Origin of the sequence: Teredinibacter purpureus, assembly GCF_014217335.1 — a bacterium.
GTDB classification, from domain to species: Bacteria; Pseudomonadota; Gammaproteobacteria; order Pseudomonadales; family Cellvibrionaceae; genus Teredinibacter; species Teredinibacter purpureus.
Genome location: NZ_CP060092.1, coordinates 3,553,118 through 3,569,962 on the forward strand (window position 1 = coordinate 3,553,118; position 16,845 = coordinate 3,569,962).

The 16,845-nt window shown below is 41.4% G+C and carries 23 protein-coding genes; 2 read left to right on the forward strand and 21 right to left on the reverse strand.

The window, feature by feature from the left end:
• Nucleotides 1–63 precede the first annotated feature (63 nt).
• Together H5647_RS15560 and H5647_RS15565 are read right to left on the reverse strand one after the other, a co-directional pair.
• The gene (locus tag H5647_RS15560) at nt 64–429 is read right to left on the reverse strand and encodes a hypothetical protein (protein WP_045859827.1); all 366 of its coding nucleotides are present in this window, start codon (nt 427–429) and stop codon (nt 64–66) included.
• A 116-nt stretch (nt 430–545) separates the two neighbouring features.
• Entirely contained in the window at nt 546–878 is a 333-nt protein-coding gene (locus tag H5647_RS15565; RefSeq protein ID WP_045859828.1) for a hypothetical protein, read from the reverse strand.
• A 166-nt stretch (nt 879–1,044) separates the two neighbouring features.
• On the opposite strand from H5647_RS15565, the gene H5647_RS15570 reads away from it, so the two are divergent.
• Nucleotides 1,045–1,287, forward strand: coding sequence for a type II toxin-antitoxin system ParD family antitoxin (locus H5647_RS15570; protein WP_045859830.1), 243 nt, complete (start codon nt 1,045–1,047; stop codon nt 1,285–1,287).
• Nucleotides 1,284–1,586 (forward strand): type II toxin-antitoxin system RelE/ParE family toxin, encoded by a 303-nt coding sequence (locus H5647_RS15575; RefSeq protein ID WP_045856568.1) that lies wholly within the window; start codon nt 1,284–1,286, stop codon nt 1,584–1,586. Before H5647_RS15570 ends, H5647_RS15575 begins: the two co-directional genes overlap by 4 nt.
• 99 nt (nt 1,587–1,685) lie before the next feature.
• Here the strand turns inward: H5647_RS15575 and H5647_RS15580 are convergent, their stop codons facing one another.
• The 19 genes from H5647_RS15580 to gorA form a co-directional block, all read right to left on the reverse strand.
• Nucleotides 1,686–2,066: a hypothetical protein gene (locus tag H5647_RS15580; RefSeq protein WP_045859526.1), complete on the reverse strand. Its 381-nt coding sequence runs from the start codon at nt 2,064–2,066 to the stop codon at nt 1,686–1,688.
• Nucleotides 2,067–2,183: 117 nt separating this feature from the next.
• Nucleotides 2,184–2,777 (reverse strand): cytochrome c oxidase assembly factor Coa1 family protein, encoded by a 594-nt coding sequence (locus H5647_RS15585; RefSeq protein WP_045858604.1) that lies wholly within the window; start codon nt 2,775–2,777, stop codon nt 2,184–2,186.
• 130 nt (nt 2,778–2,907) lie between these two features.
• Complete coding sequence (locus H5647_RS15590; RefSeq protein WP_045859833.1) at nt 2,908–3,486, reverse strand: plasmid pRiA4b ORF-3 family protein; 579 nt, start codon at nt 3,484–3,486, stop codon at nt 2,908–2,910.
• 1,506 nt (nt 3,487–4,992) lie between these two features.
• Nucleotides 4,993–5,382, reverse strand: coding sequence for a tetratricopeptide repeat protein (locus tag H5647_RS15595; RefSeq protein WP_045859837.1), 390 nt, complete (start codon nt 5,380–5,382; stop codon nt 4,993–4,995).
• A gap of 110 nt (nt 5,383–5,492) precedes the next feature.
• Entirely contained in the window at nt 5,493–6,260 is a 768-nt protein-coding gene (locus tag H5647_RS15600; RefSeq protein WP_045858854.1) for a hypothetical protein, read from the reverse strand.
• A 130-nt stretch (nt 6,261–6,390) separates the two neighbouring features.
• The gene (locus H5647_RS15605; protein WP_045859839.1) at nt 6,391–6,855 is read right to left on the reverse strand and encodes a hypothetical protein; all 465 of its coding nucleotides are present in this window, start codon (nt 6,853–6,855) and stop codon (nt 6,391–6,393) included.
• A 117-nt stretch (nt 6,856–6,972) separates the two neighbouring features.
• On the reverse strand, nt 6,973–7,515 hold the full coding sequence (locus H5647_RS15610; RefSeq protein WP_045859841.1) for a hypothetical protein: 543 nt from the start codon (nt 7,513–7,515) through the stop codon (nt 6,973–6,975).
• Nucleotides 7,516–7,626: 111 nt separating this feature from the next.
• The gene (locus H5647_RS15615) at nt 7,627–7,992 is read right to left on the reverse strand and encodes an MmcQ/YjbR family DNA-binding protein (protein WP_045861461.1); all 366 of its coding nucleotides are present in this window, start codon (nt 7,990–7,992) and stop codon (nt 7,627–7,629) included.
• A gap of 134 nt (nt 7,993–8,126) precedes the next feature.
• Nucleotides 8,127–8,435 carry a hypothetical protein gene (locus H5647_RS15620; RefSeq protein ID WP_045859843.1) on the reverse strand — a complete coding sequence of 103 codons (309 nt, stop codon included), beginning with the start codon at nt 8,433–8,435 and terminating at the stop codon, nt 8,127–8,129.
• A gap of 129 nt (nt 8,436–8,564) precedes the next feature.
• Nucleotides 8,565–8,990 carry a hypothetical protein gene (locus H5647_RS15625; protein WP_045856532.1) on the reverse strand — a complete coding sequence of 142 codons (426 nt, stop codon included), beginning with the start codon at nt 8,988–8,990 and terminating at the stop codon, nt 8,565–8,567.
• Nucleotides 8,991–9,109: 119 nt separating this feature from the next.
• Nucleotides 9,110–9,529 carry a hypothetical protein gene (locus H5647_RS15630; RefSeq protein ID WP_045859845.1) on the reverse strand — a complete coding sequence of 140 codons (420 nt, stop codon included), beginning with the start codon at nt 9,527–9,529 and terminating at the stop codon, nt 9,110–9,112.
• Nucleotides 9,530–9,631: 102 nt separating this feature from the next.
• Complete coding sequence (locus H5647_RS15635) at nt 9,632–9,985, reverse strand: hypothetical protein (protein WP_045859846.1); 354 nt, start codon at nt 9,983–9,985, stop codon at nt 9,632–9,634.
• A gap of 589 nt (nt 9,986–10,574) precedes the next feature.
• The gene (locus H5647_RS15640; RefSeq protein WP_045859849.1) at nt 10,575–11,072 is read right to left on the reverse strand and encodes a hypothetical protein; all 498 of its coding nucleotides are present in this window, start codon (nt 11,070–11,072) and stop codon (nt 10,575–10,577) included.
• A 549-nt stretch (nt 11,073–11,621) separates the two neighbouring features.
• Complete coding sequence (locus H5647_RS15645) at nt 11,622–11,936, reverse strand: hypothetical protein (protein WP_045859852.1); 315 nt, start codon at nt 11,934–11,936, stop codon at nt 11,622–11,624.
• A 95-nt stretch (nt 11,937–12,031) separates the two neighbouring features.
• Nucleotides 12,032–12,691 (reverse strand): hypothetical protein, encoded by a 660-nt coding sequence (locus H5647_RS15650; protein WP_045859853.1) that lies wholly within the window; start codon nt 12,689–12,691, stop codon nt 12,032–12,034.
• A 590-nt stretch (nt 12,692–13,281) separates the two neighbouring features.
• On the reverse strand, nt 13,282–13,638 hold the full coding sequence (locus H5647_RS15655) for a hypothetical protein (RefSeq protein ID WP_045859855.1): 357 nt from the start codon (nt 13,636–13,638) through the stop codon (nt 13,282–13,284).
• A 144-nt stretch (nt 13,639–13,782) separates the two neighbouring features.
• Nucleotides 13,783–14,418, reverse strand: a complete 636-nt coding sequence (locus tag H5647_RS15660) for a hypothetical protein (RefSeq protein ID WP_045859857.1) — start codon at nt 14,416–14,418, stop codon at nt 13,783–13,785.
• A 188-nt stretch (nt 14,419–14,606) separates the two neighbouring features.
• The gene (locus H5647_RS15665) at nt 14,607–14,966 is read right to left on the reverse strand and encodes a hypothetical protein (protein WP_045859859.1); all 360 of its coding nucleotides are present in this window, start codon (nt 14,964–14,966) and stop codon (nt 14,607–14,609) included.
• A 38-nt stretch (nt 14,967–15,004) separates the two neighbouring features.
• A complete protein-coding gene (gene gorA / locus H5647_RS15670) occupies nt 15,005–16,420 on the reverse strand; it encodes a glutathione-disulfide reductase (RefSeq protein WP_045859861.1) in 1,416 nt (471 codons plus the stop codon).
• Nucleotides 16,421–16,845: the final 425 nt, after the last annotated feature.

Consider the following 16,845-nt stretch of genomic DNA (forward strand, 5'->3'; position numbering starts at 1 on the left):
TGTGCCAGCGTAGCTGGAAAGCACAAAACGAGAAACGCAGTGGAGGTCTGCTTGAGCTGTTTGTTATGTTTTTTGATGGCGAACAACTTGATAGTACTCCATTACAGAAGGATTGATTTGAACTTTTATTTTACTAGGAAATTCTTCAAGCTTATTGAGCCCTGACTCTATGAGAACTTTATCTTTAAATTCAAGAAGAATTGGATGCTCAAACTCTGGTATATCTAAGGTACCAATTACCCAATAAAAAGAGTGTTCATCATCGCCAGACGAATCAATTAGCGAGAACTCTCCGCTAACCTCTTTGGGCCAGCCTGGTTCTACGTCTAAAAACTCTTCGGCATCATTTTTTTCAGGAATGAAGTTTGGATCTGGGTCTACGAGCTCAACTCCCGTTAATTTTTCAAATATCCATTTATAGATGCTCATAGCTCACCTTAAAACATAACGCCGCGCTATACCGCAGCTTTGTAGTTGGTTGATTTATGGCAGTCTTTTTTGCCATAAATTCAAGCGACGGAAAAGCTGTCAGTATGAGCGCCTTGTTAGTTTGTGCACTGGGAATTTTCGCAGTTGTACACATGCGTTACTTTAGGATAATCGAGATGACATCCAATTAGCTGAAAGTGCACTTTCTGGGATGAGGCCTTAGCTGCAAGTAACATTGAATACATCTCTGGTGTTCCGACACCATTGAAATCCAAAATATACCATTCAGACTTTGAACAACCTTCTGCGCTAGATATATTCTGAGTTTTAACTCTCGCGAAATCTCTACCAACTGTCATATTGGTGATAACGCTCGGTGCAGTATAACTCGCCGCTTGCGCAGTACTTGCTAAACTCAGCAACAACGCTGAAATTATTTTCCTTTTCATAAATACCTCTTAAAAAACTAACGCCTCAAACACCGGCGTGGCAAAGCTGTCACCTTTTGTGCGTGTTTTTGCACAAAAGGTGACAGCTTTGCCACGTCCGCGTGCTTTGACTTGTTATGACTTTTATACCATAATTAGGTATATATTGGTATTACGGAGGTGAATCATGGCTAAAAACACAAGTATGACGTTAGGCGAACACTTTGACGGCTTTATTTCTCATCAAATTCAAAGTGGCCGCTATGGCTCTGCAAGCGAGGTTATACGTGCAGGTTTGAGGGTGCTTGAAGATAAGGAGAGTAAACTTGATGTATTGCGCCAAATGCTGGCTGACGGAGAAGAAAGCGGTACAGCTGACTATAGCTATGACAGCCTCATGAGTGAACTTGATGCTGAAAGTCATATATGAGCGCATTTACTTTAACACGACGTGCTAAAACTGATTTGAAATCTATAGCTAAATTTACTGAAAAGCGCTGGGGACGAGAGCAACGCTACATTTACATTAAGCAATTTGATGATACATTTCATGTGCTTTCTAATACCCCCGAAATAGGCAATAACTGTAACCATATAAAAGAAAATTACCAAAGATTTCCTCAGGGTAGTCATATAATTTTTTATCGCATAGCGACCCAAGGCAGCATTCAAATTATTCGTATTCTCCACAAAAATATGGACGTACTCTCAAAATTTGGCGGCTCATAACGCCAGTAGCAATTGCCGGAGTAAGTTGGCTTGTGTTTTTGCGTCTTATTGCAAAAACCAAGACAGCTTACGGAGGTCAATTGGCTACTTTTGTTATGACTATTTTTCATTGCTAGCAGTAAACTCATAAGATTTACACCGACCCTCACCATACAAGAACGAAACACTGTAGCTAAAACCAGGTTTATTGCTTACATACCCAAGGAATTCAGGTACACCTGATTCATTTATTGATGAATGAATAGATTTACCAACCAACTTTCCATTTAGGCTTATTGAATAGATTCCTAGCTCAAAGGGTTCACCCTTATACTTTAATGGGGCTGTAATACTAATTTCGGTGACCGATTCGTAAAACTCAGACTCTTTCTCAACGAAGTTAAAGCCATTGGGTTCGGAAACATTAAGCTGAACAGGCCCAACAATACACGCGAATGTATTAATGGATAAAAAAACAAAGAAAAGGAAAATATACTTCATAGTTGCCTTAAGTCATAACGCCAAGCTAATAGGCATTTTTTACGTAGCGTTTTTGCGGTAAAGTGGCGTAGCCACCGCAAAAAAAGCGGAGTAAAAAATGTCCTATTGAGCGCCTTGTTAGCTGCCATTTGCGCACTCACCGAGAAGTTCGACTGTGCTACTGTTTATGTATTCTGTTTTGACACAAAGTAATTTCCAGATATCCATGTCTTTTTCAGCTTTAATATAAATTTTTGCTTCGCCTCTAGCCCCATCAACTCCAAATGACATATTTGCGCTTCCTTGATGCCCAGAAGTAGACAGGTTTCCGGTTATAAAACCTGCGTCATAAGGAACTCCGATCTCTTCTTTAAATTTTGGCGAGCCTTCGAGCAGCGCCATTGACATAATGTAAGGTTCAGAATTCCTGAACAAATGACCAACCATGAAAAATAATGGTAGTGCGAGAAGAAAGCAGAGCCCTATATACGCAAATGACGCTCGCGACCAGTTTCGTTGTACTTTTACAAAATGATCTTCATCTCTCCATGTCCCGTTTTTCCATGCATATTCGCTACCGTGAGCACCAAGCTTGAAAATATAGTAGAACCCATATACCGGAATAAATATTTTAAACGCAGAATAGGTGTTATTTCCTACACCCCAAATCCAGTTTAAAAAGAACGCACCCCAATTCCATTTTTTTAAGTGTTCAGGTATCTCTTTATCCATAGAAAATCTCTAGTTTCACGAAAACAGCTAACGCCGCTATAAATTGCGGCTTTGGAGTTGATTGTTTTGTGGTAGCGTAGCGTTAAGCCACAAAACAAGCGACGGAAAAGCCGTCAATTTGATAGCTTTGTTATACGCCGGCAAATACTTCTTGAAGAATTTCATTTACTTCGTCCTGCTCAAATGTTTCGGGATCAAAATACTCTCCAGCCCACTCTTTTAATTCTTCATGTTCAGGGTGGCTCTTATCAACCCACTTTTCTAGAAAATCAGCATAACCCCATACCCCTCCGACATCCTCTGGAGGACAGCCTCGCTTTCCTTTCACGCAAAATGGTAAAAATAGTGCTTTATCGAAAGGAAGGACTTTTTCCAGCTTTATTTGGTGTTCCCATCCATCACCGAAGTCATATTCATATAGGATAGAATCGCCTTCATTTCTCAGTAAGTCTTTAACCTTATAATTTAATTCATCTTGTAGATCATCATCCCAATCCATGCCAAACTCAGGATCTACAATTCCATATCTCGATTTTCCGCAAATAAACTGATGCAAGTGCGAATTCGTCCACCCCATAACAATTTGAATTGTATGGTGAAACTCCTCCAAAGTAGAAGTGTTTAAAACCAAGAAATGCCTCCATACTGGAGGACGAGTTCCTTTTAGTTGGACCTTCAGCTGATAGATTTCTCTTAATTTACTAACCATTTATATTTAGTACTCAATTTAAACGTATAACGCCTGTATAAGCGGCAGGCAAAGCGCAGCTTTGACTGTCCAGTGAAGCACCGTAGGTGCGAAACGCGCTTTATACAATTGTTATGATTTGAACCTGCCTGTGTCAAATAACCCGATTGCCCTGCGCTAGACAATTATAAACTACGTTTTGAGGGTTTCCACCGATTAACGATAACGGTGCGATAATCGGCGCCAAATTAAAGCACCAGAGTAAGCATTGTTATACATAAAAAATTCAGGCGGAACAATCGAGATGAATACAAACCGATTGATAAACCGTTATTGATAAGCCGTAGCTTTACCAATTGACCCTACTTACGGACAAGAGAGACTGTAGGTAGGGTACTGAATATAACTTACCAGTATTAACGACTTAGCCCAACGTTGAATTAGCATTTAAGCTGATTGCTCTAGAACAAAAAAGTGTAACCTGACTTTAAAACTAAAAATGGAAAAAATCATAACGCCGAGCTCACCGGCGCATATTGCGGAGAGCGTTTTTATGTAAAATGGAGCACCGCGACATACATAAAAACGAGCGTAGCAATATGCGTCCGAGTGCAGCGATTTGTTATGAGCTGGGTGGCACTTACTTTCTACAGCGCTCTTTGTGGAGCGAACGCGGAACTTTAGCCTATTAAAAACCCAACCAGTTTAATCCACTATTCTAACAATTCGCACCTTCTTGATGGAGCCTTGAAGATGCGAACTACCTGTTTCATTTCGCAGTGGGTTTTTAAACGGTAAACCAAAGAACGAACAGGTTTGCGCTCACCTTATTCCAATGCTTTCTATTGTAACCACTTCACTACATTCTTGTGCCGAGTGAAACTATTTGCTCTTTCTCGACGTTTGCACTTACTAAACTGCTAGTTCTCAAATTGGACAGTATTCTGGAACGATTTACAAATTATTTAAACCCGCCATAACGCCGCTAGCAGCGGCCGTAGTGAAGGTGATTGTTTTTGTGTTAGCGTAGCGTCCAACACAAAAACAATCGCCGGAACGGAGGTCCAGCCCCAGAGGGGCGGAGCTGGCTAGCCTTGTTATACGTAAGGTACTAATGCTGAGCATATTGAAGAACCCAAAATGTTCCACCTACAAGTATTAACTGTAGAATCAGGGGAAACAAAATTAGCAGCCATTTTTGCATATTTTTAAGTGCACTAAATTTTATTGCAATTATTACCAAAGCGGGAATAACAGCCCACAAAATGGGCAACACCACCAATGAAACGAAATAGCCTACGTAATTGGCAACAGTGTCACCCGTATGTATGTAGTGATAATAAGTCAGAGCAGCTGAAAAGATGCTAAGGAAAATTACCAGCACTGAAACTAAATATTTATTCATACTTCGATAAAAACGTATAACGCCTTAAGCACCTGCACGAATTGTGGGGTGCCTTTTGGTGTATTGTGAGCGACGCGAACACCAAAAGGCGCGCCGCAATTCGTGTCAGGTGACTTTATTTGTTAGTGCTTTGCTGCAATTTTTTCCAAAAACGGAGATATAAATTTTTTATCCCATGTTGGGTCCAGCTCTCTGGCTTTCAGAAAGTATTCTTTTGCGCTATGAAAGTTGTTCTGTTCATATAATGCTCGCCCAATATTGTAGTTAGCTATAGCGGAATTTGGGCGTTTTGCTAACTCTGCTTCACAATACCTGACCAGTTCATCGTACTCACCATCTTCTAGTAGCTGGCTGCAAACCACCCCGAATTTTTCGCCCCTCGTTTGATCCTGAAAACGCACACCCATGAATTTAGACGCGACTACAGCTATCATAGGTATCCCTGTCGAGAACAATATACCTATGAGCAAGTATTTAATTGTTACTAATTCATTCAATATTTCTTGCTGCATTGCTCCCCCTGAGCACTAACGCCACAATAACCGAGCGGAGCTAAGCGTGGTATTGTGAGCAAAGCGAACCACGCTTAGCGGAGTCCGGTTGATTGTTTTGTTAAATGCGCCTAACACGGTACTACCGAGAACGCTGAACCCAAGGCATTGGCTATTCCGTTTATTACCTCGGTTGTAACTCGCGCTTTATTTAGTGCGATATCTATTAGTACACCAAATATAACCGAGACATACGCCAAATAGCCAAACCCCATATAATCGTTGTACAAAATGGTATAGAACCAATCTTGGCCATATATGTAAATTGCCGAGGATATTATTGTAGCCAAAACCAGAAGTAATCCAGGTAAAAACAAATGTGCCATAGCTCGTGGCTTTGCGAAGGACACCACTAGGAGAATAAGGAACATCGTAAGATTTGACCCAAGAAATATCCGTAGATCAAATTTCAGGTTACTAACTATTTCGATGTATTTTCCTTTGATTAGATCACCCAAGGTATCTTGAGCAACTTTTATGCTCTTGAGGCGATCCAAGTATCCCGATGTAATTGACTGAGCCAATGCTTTTTTCCTTTCACAATCATAGCCACACATAGAGGCGATGACACTTGCAATCTTCTCTGGCAGGTTGTTATCTAAATCCTCTTGTATTTTTTCAGATTCCAATCCAAGGCTTTCTGCGACATTTAGAGCTTTACTCGCAACGCTAGAATCTACTATAGATTGCTGCTTTTCTCTGACTTCCTTTTCTATTTGGTATTTCACGAATCCTTTCGCTGACTCTTCAATAACCCCCGGCGATACAAAGGTTACAGAGAACAGAATTCCGAAAATTAATATTCCGAATAATCCGATTGATCTTAGTGTAATACTCATAGCTTCCTTAGCATTTAACGCAAAGCTAAATTGCATTTTGGGCGTAGTGGAGTTTTGTGCAAAAATGGCCTCTGGCCATGCACAAAACGGAACGAAGGCCAAAATGTCAATTTGAGCGTTTTGTTAGCACTTACCAAGACCAAACCGCACCGTAATCAATTGAATCTACGGCTGCCGTACATAATATATTTTTATAGTTCCAAGCAACCATAACAGTATCAGGATTGGGAAGTTCTTCTTTATTTAGAAACTTGGTATGGATATACGGTTCACCAATTTTAGTTTTTATAATGGGCACCCAAGAATATACCACTTCCTTTGCTTCACTATACTCGGCGAATTCCTTATAAGAAAAATTAATTAATTCTGTAGCTCTACACTGATAGGAAATTTGAACCCTATACCCCTTATGCTCGCCACTAACAGAATAAAAAACGACCTCGTCGTCCAGCTCTACTTGTCCTTTTTCAGCTCCGACAATTAACGATTCAATGGCCTTCGCCTCAGAACAACTATCGCCAGGAATTAACTCTAAAAAGGGATTCGCTAGTATATTTAGAGGAAATAGTATGATTAAAGCAATTAGTTTATTCATAATTGTGTTTTTATTCGTTGTGCTAACGCCTTAATAATGGGCCGCGTTGCTGCGAAGCAGCGCTTTTAGCGGTCCAGCCAGCTTGCTGGCGAACATTGATTAACTTGTTATAAGGCATTAGTCACTGTACCAAAACCTTACGAATCTCTGTTCACTTTTACTCCAAAAGAAGAGTGAGCCCGCGCTTTCAAACCTGAAGTAGTCTAGTGCTGGATTAGCGAAGTCTTCTTCAGTAGGAACTATATCAGTTGGTGTAGGCCAAGCTTTGCCAACATACCGACGAAATGTACTGGGAGGTAACGTACCAACCCCCATATTGGGTGAAGAATATACATAGTTCTTATCTGGATATGATTTGTCCCAGTTACTTTCTTCCAAAATATGCCACTCATAACCTTTGGTGCCAGACAGATATAGAAAAAGGCCATCGCCATTGAACTTGTTACTTATAAGTATGTAGGCGCTATCGATTTTTCCATCGCCGTTAAAGTCGCCTTCGGCTTTGGTGAATCTGTTTTCTGAAATGTATGAGTTATGTTGATTGTCTCTTTCTTCTCCTGAAAGCTCTTTCGCGGTAGGCAGCCTCCAACCCTCTGGCAGCTCAAGCGCGAAAGCTTCAAGTGATAGCAATATAAATAACAATATTGGAATTCTTCTCATACTTGAGATGCCTTATAACGCCGCCATAATTTGCCGCCTGAAGCGCAGCGTAAGGCGGTCAAATTGATGGCTTTGTTATGAGCCGCTGTATAATGGATATTTCCGCCATAATCATTTCTGATTGAGATCAAGTTCTTTTTGTTTCTTTTTAGTTAACCCCAAAGATACTATACGGTGAGATTCATTAATATAGTACTCTAGATTTTCATCATGTTCTTTAGGTGCATCGTATTGCTGAATCCATTTCATGCCGCGAGATGCCATGTAAGGAGCTGGTCTAAACCCCGGCTGATCACTTAAAACCTCAAAATTATTCTCTGATGTCTTAAATGTAAATGCAGGGTTATTAGATTTTTCCCAGCCCCCAATAGCAAATACTTTCCCCCCTACCTTCCAAACATGAGAATTCCCCCATTGCACAACATAAGATGTTGCAGATAGAGAGCCACAAAATTTATTAAAGTCTTCGTAAGTCACGCAAGCATCCTTTTGCCTCATAACGCAGAGTGCAGCTGCATTTTGGTTGGCGTGTAGTTTTGTGTAGCATGGCGAAGCCATACACAAAAAGAAGCGCCGACCAAAATGTCAGCTGGCACGTATTGTTAGAGGCTTTACCTGCGTACATATTTCGTAGTATCTCCATTTGAGTTCGTTGTGATCTTTCCATAGATCCCCTCAGCATTATCTAGGTAATCTATTTGAAAAAACACAGCACCATTTAACCTTTTGGTAAGCATTAAGAGATCACCTGAATCACAAACAAGCTGCATGTAATAAGCTTCACCTTTTGACTCTTTGCGCTCGGCTTCAGCTTTAGTAATGGGGCTGGATACCGTCTCAGGGAAAACCTTTAAGTTCGCCCATGTGTAATATGTTTCGGTTGCATTATCACAGCTAAAGCTATAACCAGAAAAAAGCATGCTAAAAATCAAGAAAAATCGAATAACTATGCCTGCCCTCTAACGCCTCAAACACCGGCTTGGTGAAGTTGGCGACTTTTTTGGAACAAAAAAGGTGACAGCTTTGCCAAGTCCGCGTGCTTTGACTTGTTACATGCTGGTCAGGCACTCATTCAGAATATTGTTTAGTAGAACTTTATCTTGCTCTCCAACCTTAACCAACATACTGTTTATTTTTTCTGCCAATGCACCCTTTAGCCATACGGGAACACCTTGCAAATCTTGCATGTATTGGAGCGCACAGTATGACCCCATATAGCCTCGGCACTTTACTACTTGAAAAGCTACCAAGGACTTACTTTTCCCATAATGATGCTCAACAAATGAATGCGCTAACATTACGCGCCAGTCATCAGGCTTTTCCTTCTTCGTACTCTCAATGAACGCATCCCACTGCTTATCACTAAACTCTCTGGAAATGTTGGCTATTTCATCACATGGCCCCAAATACCAAAGATCCCATTCTTGATCGTGGTATTCATCCAATATCTTTTCTATGCGCTTTAGGTCACTCATCGTTTTGACATGTAACGCCTATAGCACCTGCACAAATTGTGACGTGCCTTTTTGGTAAAATGTGAGCAACGCGAACACCAAAAAGGCGCGTTGCAATTTGTGTCAGGTGGCTATACTTGTTAAGGCTTTGACTCCACAAGTAGAACAAAAGCGCCCTCCCATAATCCATAAGTGACACCATTGTTTTGAATGAGATGGGAATAAATGTACCCCACCTTCATTGGGCAACCAATGGTGACGACTGATACAGACCCTATGCCAAAACCCAACTGCTCGAACGTAGCTCTATAGCTGAATTCGAAATCCTCTCTATTAACGGAACTCTCGCTAAAAACTGGTTCAGTACACAATGAATTTCGTAGCGTAACGTTAGAGCTAGATACGATACCAGATGTACCGATAAGGGGCGTAATATTTTCCATTCCCACGGCACTAATTCCTGGAAATTTCGCACTAGAAACCATCCAGCTACCCTCATACCACTTCCCAGCGTGGGCATATACCGAAAATACCAGAATGAAAAGAAGTAGATATTTCATAGTGAGCCTTAACGCCTTGCTCTGCTGCATTTTTGGAGTGGATGATTTTGTGCTATTAAGCACAAAAGAAGTAACGGAAAAAATGTCAGCAGGAGCAACTTGTTAGAGTTTTTGTACATTTTTAGAACTTAATATGGTTTTTGTATAATGATGGCCCGTATGGCCATGAAAAGCATTACCGTTTACCCGATATTTGCCACCCACCTCAACTTCAACTCCTTCTGGAACCACAAGTTGAACCTTTCCAATTTTTACTTCTTCATCTGAAAGTTCACCATCCGGTGAAAAACATTCGGGTTCTACTAGCTCCAAGGCACTATAGTGCGCGATCATTTCTTGAGTTTTATATACAGCAGGTACTACTGTACCGATAGTCTCCACCTCACTTCCATCGGTTGGAAAACAGGCTAAAACCAAGCTTGGAAATATTAAAATTATTAACGCGATAAATTTCATAATGAAACTCTAACGCCAAGCTCACCTGCAATTTTTGCTGTGAGCGTTTGTGTAAAATGGAGCTGCGCGACATACACAAACGAGCGCAGCAAAAATTGTCAGGTGGAGCGCCTTGTTATGCGAGGCGGCACAAACCAGTAACACACACGTTGGGCCAGCTAGCCTGGCCCTTTAGCCTAAACGAAGCGATTAGACGTAAAACACTAAAACCAGATACTACCAAAAACCCAAAATAATACTACAAGAAGGTTTGGATAAAGCTTGATTTGGTAATACCTAAAAAGAAACCACTGAGAACAACGACGGGAGACATAGTGCGGACACGACCGACTAGAAATTGAATGCCACTCCCTGACTGCATCACTGCGATTTATCCTATTACACCACTGCTGGAGCGGCACAAACTACAAAGACAACTGACAACAACCTAAAACCGACAAAGCGCTTTTTTTAATACCACGCATAACGTTAAGTTCAGCGGCAGCTTTTAAGTTGCGGCTTTGTGGAATACTTTTGCGCAGCAAAACCACAAAGACGCGACTTAAAAGCTGTCCAGTGGAGCGAAGCGGAACGATGCTGCAACGCCTTGTTATGTGTGTACTCGCTCAGTGATATACGCCTGAATTACGTTTTCAATATTCTTTTCAATTTGTTCTCTTGAAAGGCCAGAAGTAACTTGCCGCTCTATGCACAGTTCATATATTTTTACAGCACACTGCTCAAGTAAAGGCCATATTCTTTCAAGTTTCGCAGTTGCTTCAGCTAACAATTCAGGACTAACCCCAATAGCTCCATATTCACGCACAAAATGATGTGCTACCCAATTCCTAACCTTTAAAGCCTCCTGAAGTTCCGCAGTTAAGCTTTCCGATAGGTTTAACTCGATAGCAGCGTCTCGGATTAATTTTCCAAGAGTTTGAGTGTAACGAGTGTCCATGATTTCACGGATACTTAATTTTAATTTTTCTTTCTTTTGGTAAGCACTAACGGCGAAAAGAGAAACAAGCGTATGTTCAAGCGATTGAGCTTGAAATGATGACATACCTAAAGCTACAGCAAAATTTCTAAATGCTTCTTCGTTGTTCATTCTGGCTTCACATAACGCCGCTATGTGGGGCATTTATTGTGGAGTGGAGTTTTGGGGTAAAGTGGCGTAGCCACCCCAAAACGGAGCGTAGCAATAAATGTCCCTACGATAGCTTTGTTATGCGACTTTCTATATATACAAAACACCCCGTTCACCACACACAACAAAGCCATAAATTTAGTAAAAATAGCTTTGATTTAGACTTAAAACCCAAAGCCACTACCAACAACCATTGAGATTAACCTAGCTTTACATCTGAGCCAAGTACCCGTCGAAAATAGAGTTACAACTACGAATACAAGAAAAACCAAAAAACTATAAACGTGAAGACTAGAATACTGGTAGCGTTTTGACGCTGTTGTGCTGATTGCTAAAGTAAACGGAGGATGCACGTAAACTCTTCGAAACCAGATGAGACTTTTACAGTAAACAACACCAATGAATTCCAAGCCCTACTCTACCAGCCGTTAAGACGCATAACGCTGCAATAAAAGGCGAGCGTTAGCGAGTCCAGCCCACGTTTTTTGTGGGCGATTTTTAATTGCCTTGTTATAAGCTACGCAGGCGCTCATTTGCTTCACTGTTTGTAGCCTCTAATTGTTGTTGAATATCCAGGCCCATACCTAAACAACGCTCAATTTCGCCGTTTATTGTTTTTAGTTCTGATACTAACCGTAATGTAGCCTCTGGTGAAGACTCGATATCTAAGCTTTTTAGCGAGTAAATAATACCGTCTGTATAAACTTTGTAAATACTACAATATGTGAAATCAATATCTCTTTCTTTCGATGAGATACCAAAATAATAGCCGACGCTCACGGCAAACACGGCGCTGATGATTATTGAAGGAATGATGAATTTCATATTGCCTTATAACGCTTGGGTAACCTGTGCCGCGTGTGGAGCACCTTTTTGGGGTAAGCTGCGCAGCAGCCCAAAAAGGAGCGAAGCATGCGGCATCAGGTTGACCCACTGGTTATATTTTTACAACCTTTCCAAAATATTGTTTCGCTAGGATTAACCTTACGATTTATGCAAAAGTACACTTTATCTATTGCCACGCAGACTGGCAGAGTTAAGATTGTTTCTATTTTTTGAATTGAACCCAAGTAATTATGCCTATATGGAAATTCGTCATTACTTCCCATTGCATTTAATATTGGATACAGAGCATTCCAAATACCGAATATTTTAGGGTGGAAAGCAGTAATATAGTTCGATATATGATCCCTTTCTTGCAATAGATCAACTTCTGATTTTGTGTAGTAATGCTGAACTAACTGCTGCGACAGGCTAGCTCCTTGCTCGTCTTTCTTTTCAAGATATTGCTCCATTTTTTCGATGTAATATGCAATATCGTCTCTGTTAGCAGATATGTAAGATGTATCGTACTGGTACTTATTTATTTTACTCTGCCAGCCAGCTTGAACAAGAAGCACGACAAAAGCAAATAACGCGACTACTGGTGAATACACACCTGAGAAAAACGACCCAAATTCAGCCCATTTAGTATGTTCACTCCAAAGCCCAATACCGAATTGGTATCCATATAGAGCTACAGGCGATATGAACACGGTAATGAAGCAAAAAGTCAAAATATGTTTTCTTTTCAACTTCACCTTAACTCCTTATAGATATAACGCCGAGCTCACCGGCGCATATTGCGGAGAGCGTTTTTATGTAAAATGGAGCACCGCGACATACATAAAAACGCTCTCCGCAATATGCGTCCGAGTGCAGCGATTTGTTATGAGCTGGGTGGCACTTATTTCCTACAACGCTCTTTGTGGAGCGAACGCGGAACTTTAGCCAATTAAAAACCCCAACCAGTTTAAACTACTATTTTTGCAATTCGCACGTCCTTGATGGAGCCTTGAAGAAGCGAGCCACTCACTTTTGTTTCGCAGTGAAATCTTAAACGGTGAACCAAGGAACGAATGGTTTTGCTCTCACCTTATTCCAATGCTTTCTATTGTAACCACTTGGCTACTTTCTTGTGCCGAGTGAAACTATTTGTTCTTTCTCGACGATGGCACTTACTAAACTGCGAACTCTCAAATTTTGACGAACTCTAGAACGATATACAAATTATTTAAACCCGCCATAACGCCTGTAGCACCTGCACAAATTGTGGCGTGCCTTTTGGTGTACTGTGAGCAACGCGAACACCAAAAGGCGCGTTGCAATTTGTGTCAGGTGGCTACACTTGTTAGGTGCCGGTAGTAACTCTAACTTGCACACCCTTTTTATATTTTTTCCTTTCAATAACTTTACTTTCTGAAACCCTGTAATTCACCCAAAATTCTTTGGGGTCTCCGGGGTATCCACATGGAAAAACAAATAACTCAGTGACTTCTTGTGCAGCGCCTATTTCAATTCGGTGAGCCACATCACCAGGAAAATCATTTTCGCCTGAATCTATTTCCATTCCATGCCAGTCGATACTCGCAACAATATTTTTCTCTACCGCATCGGGATTAAAAAACTTAACAGCCAAACCGCACCTTGATGCATTAGCAGCATTGACAAAGGTAAGAGATAATATTATTGCGAAAATATACTTCACTTGAATTCACCTAACGTCGCCATTCAGCTGCGTAAATTGTGACGATTGATTTGTGCAAGAATACGCGCAGCGTATGCACAAAACAATCGTTGCAATTTACGTCAGGCGGAGGCGCGTAGCGCCGGAGCGGACTGCAATGCCTTGTTAGTTTTTTGAGCGAACAAAGGAAGATTCGTAATGTTTTTCCCAGATGTTCTGATTTAATAACTCATAGCCTCTTGCCGCCTCTGGGCATTTCTCAAGCGCTAGCTGAATTTCATTTTCAGTTAACGATGATAGCTCAACGTTTCCAGGCACTGCCAAATCCAAGCCAAATATATTCTCACCCATATCTGTAGTTAACTTGACGTGATCTAGAACAGTTATTTTTTTAGCAACAAGACTGAAAGGTATGTCAAATTGATCTTTCTCGTCAAGATAGTAGCCACTACCACCACCTGCGAAATTCCAGTACTTAATGGTAAATAGGCTATACGCTCCAGCAGGCAAAATACGACAAAAGTAATAGCCCTTTTCTTCCTTCTTGGAATCGATTATGTCATAGCTGGTATCAGCGCCAAACATGTTTCCCCTAACAGAACTAAATCTATCGCTATACTCTAATTCTCCAGTCGCAGTATAGTAAACCGACATTGAATTAAAAGGTTGGCCGCATTTGGTTCCAGAAGAATTTGCCTTACATTGAACAGAATATTTCCCCACTAAATATGATCGCTCAGACTCATCTAGGCTTTCAATTAACTTATTTCTCTGGTCTTCATAAGTAACGCAACCAGCCATAATCACGAATGACGAAATGGTTAGAAAATGCTTTATATATTTTATGACTAATTCCTCGGTATAAGATTAAAAACTAACAGTTTATTCAACGTCGTTAAGACGCATTTCCACAACATTTATACTTATATACCTAAATCTAGGCATATAGCAATAGTATTTATACAGCGTGGATATATGTCAGTACGACGTCAAAGTTCGTGAATTGAGGGCGCGTTTAAGCCTAATACCACTTTGTGCTCTAAACCAAGTTTACGCACCACCTTATGTGGTAAATACCACGCTTTTTGACTGCGATCCCATTGCCCGTTATGTTCTTTTATTAGGCGTCTTAGCTTTAGCTCGGTGAAACCTATTTTCAATGGTAGGTACAACCCTTTTCTCGCGTCACGATCCATTGGCCGCGTGTCTACAACAATTTCTACCGTAGTTAATATTCTTTTATTGGTATCATCTCTTCTGTAACGCACGTTTACGAGTTTATCAGCCCATTTTTCGTAGTACCGTATTGTGCCCGGCGTACCGGGCGCCATGGTTTTTATCACGTCCATTGTCCAGCTTCCTTGCTGTGTTTATAGTTATCTGTACCTTAACCAACTGGCTCCCGCATGGTGACGAATTCTTCAGCGGCCGTTGGGTGGATACCAATGGTGCTGTCAAAGTGTGCTTTTGTCGCTCCTGCTTTTATGGCAATGGCAAGACCTTGCATTATTTCGCCTGCGTCAGGGCCAACCATATGGGCGCCCAATATTTTGTCTGTATTTTTATCGACAATCAATTTCATTAGCGTACGCTCATCAAGGCCACTTAGCGTATGCTTCATGGCTTTAAATTCGCTCTTATAAATGTCGAGCGTATACCCTCTTTCAAGTGCTTCCTCTTCTGTCAGCCCTACGGTGCCAATATTGGGCTGACAAAATACTGCGGTGGCAATATTGTCGTAATCCATATTAATGGGCTGTCCGTCGAAAAGATGACGCGCTAACGCCATACCTTCGGACAAGGCCACAGGGGTAAGCTGTTTACGCCCAATAACATCCCCTAACGCGTAAACCCCTTCTACATTCGTTGTAAAATTGTTATCGACGATAATACTACCATCGGTTTTTTGCGCAACGCCTAAGGCTTCTAGACCAAGATTGCCTGTTTTGGGTGTTCGGCCAATAGCTGTCACAACGGCGTCGACAGTCACATTCCGATCTTCTTCGTTTTGCGCAGAGTTCTTTATGTTCACGGTGAGTGAACCATCATTATTTTTTTGCACACTAGAGATTTGTTGCTTAAACGATAATTTAATGCCTTTTTTTCGAATTTCTTCGGCCACAAAATGGCGAATACTGTTATCAAAGTTACGTAGAAAAAGTTCGCCACGGTAGACCAGTTCAGTATCGCAGCCTAAACTATTTAAGATACCCGCGAATTCAACAGCAATGTAGCCTCCACCTTCAACGATTACTTTTTGTGGTAATGTTTCTAGGTAAAAAAATTCGTTTGAATCGATAGTGTATTCAGCGCCTTGGTAAGTAGGCTTTCGGGGCCAGCTGCCGGTGGCAATTAGAATATGCTTAACTTTATAGTTTGTGCCATTGACGCTAACGCTGTTTTTACCCGCTAAGGTCGCTCTACCGTGCAATATCTCTACATTAGCGCCGGATAAGATATTGTTATAGACGCCATTTAAGCGTTTTATTTCTGTTGTTTTATTGTCACGCAGTGTTTGCCAGTTAAAGCTAAGCTCTCCATGCCCCCATCCAAAACCTTTTGATGCGTCAAAATCTTCGCGAAATTGCGATGCATAAACAAATAATTTTTTGGGGACACAGCCAACATTGACACAGGTTCCTCCCAGATACAGTTCTTCTGCTACGGCAACCCTTGCGCCCAACTGTGAGGCTATGCGACTTGCCCGCACGCCGCCTGAACCGGCTCCAATTACAAAAAAATCGTAATCGAATGCAGTATCATTAACATCGGTTATTAAGGATGAACTGGGAGTCTCTGACATATTGAATACCTCTAGCTGAATCGCAACGGAGAAGGTACTAGCATAAGGTGCAAGAGGTCTTATATCAAACGTCTATCTCTATTGAAGGATGACCTTGATCATTTTTTCGGCGGTCGGCTCCTGAGCGTAACTCGTAGAGTTTACGGGTTGTTTTGCAAGGCCTTTGCCTGCGGTCTAACTGTTGTCGGCGCTCTTTGCGTGGCCGCCTATTATTGGACGCCACGGTGTTTTTTTGATCTTGGTGAGGTTCTACGGAGGCCGCGCTACGCTCGCGCTTAGTGGCGGAGTTTATCGGCTGTGGTCTATTGGAGGGTGTGATTGCATCAACCATGCGTGTCGTTCTATAACGTTGGCGCCGAGCAATAGCGCAGCGCAACAATTAAGTTGGTAAAAAGCGCTGTTACTGTAGCGCCTAACTTAGTAGG

Bases quoted from the DNA above. Each gene is read 5' to 3' on its own strand.
- H5647_RS15560 (WP_045859827.1), bottom strand. From the start codon at position 429: ATGAGCATCTATAAATGGATATTTGAAAAATTAACGGGAGTTGAGCTC.
- H5647_RS15565 (WP_045859828.1), bottom strand. From the start codon at position 878: ATGAAAAGGAAAATAATTTCAGCGTTGTTGCTGAGTTTAGCAAGTACT.
- H5647_RS15570 (WP_045859830.1), top strand. From the start codon at position 1,045: ATGGCTAAAAACACAAGTATGACGTTAGGCGAACACTTTGACGGCTTT.
- H5647_RS15575 (WP_045856568.1), top strand. From the start codon at position 1,284: ATGAGCGCATTTACTTTAACACGACGTGCTAAAACTGATTTGAAATCT.
- H5647_RS15580 (WP_045859526.1), bottom strand. From the start codon at position 2,066: ATGAAGTATATTTTCCTTTTCTTTGTTTTTTTATCCATTAATACATTC.
- H5647_RS15585 (WP_045858604.1), bottom strand. From the start codon at position 2,777: ATGGATAAAGAGATACCTGAACACTTAAAAAAATGGAATTGGGGTGCG.
- H5647_RS15590 (WP_045859833.1), bottom strand. From the start codon at position 3,486: ATGGTTAGTAAATTAAGAGAAATCTATCAGCTGAAGGTCCAACTAAAA.
- H5647_RS15595 (WP_045859837.1), bottom strand. From the start codon at position 5,382: ATGCAGCAAGAAATATTGAATGAATTAGTAACAATTAAATACTTGCTC.
- H5647_RS15600 (WP_045858854.1), bottom strand. From the start codon at position 6,260: ATGAGTATTACACTAAGATCAATCGGATTATTCGGAATATTAATTTTC.
- H5647_RS15605 (WP_045859839.1), bottom strand. From the start codon at position 6,855: ATGAATAAACTAATTGCTTTAATCATACTATTTCCTCTAAATATACTA.
- H5647_RS15610 (WP_045859841.1), bottom strand. From the start codon at position 7,515: ATGAGAAGAATTCCAATATTGTTATTTATATTGCTATCACTTGAAGCT.
- H5647_RS15620 (WP_045859843.1), bottom strand. From the start codon at position 8,435: ATGCTTTTTTCTGGTTATAGCTTTAGCTGTGATAATGCAACCGAAACA.
- H5647_RS15625 (WP_045856532.1), bottom strand. From the start codon at position 8,990: ATGAGTGACCTAAAGCGCATAGAAAAGATATTGGATGAATACCACGAT.
- H5647_RS15630 (WP_045859845.1), bottom strand. From the start codon at position 9,529: ATGAAATATCTACTTCTTTTCATTCTGGTATTTTCGGTATATGCCCAC.
- H5647_RS15635 (WP_045859846.1), bottom strand. From the start codon at position 9,985: ATGAAATTTATCGCGTTAATAATTTTAATATTTCCAAGCTTGGTTTTA.
- H5647_RS15640 (WP_045859849.1), bottom strand. From the start codon at position 11,072: ATGAACAACGAAGAAGCATTTAGAAATTTTGCTGTAGCTTTAGGTATG.
- H5647_RS15645 (WP_045859852.1), bottom strand. From the start codon at position 11,936: ATGAAATTCATCATTCCTTCAATAATCATCAGCGCCGTGTTTGCCGTG.
- H5647_RS15660 (WP_045859857.1), bottom strand. From the start codon at position 14,418: ATGGCTGGTTGCGTTACTTATGAAGACCAGAGAAATAAGTTAATTGAA.
- H5647_RS15665 (WP_045859859.1), bottom strand. From the start codon at position 14,966: ATGGACGTGATAAAAACCATGGCGCCCGGTACGCCGGGCACAATACGG.
- gorA (WP_045859861.1), bottom strand. From the start codon at position 16,420: ATGTCAGAGACTCCCAGTTCATCCTTAATAACCGATGTTAATGATACT.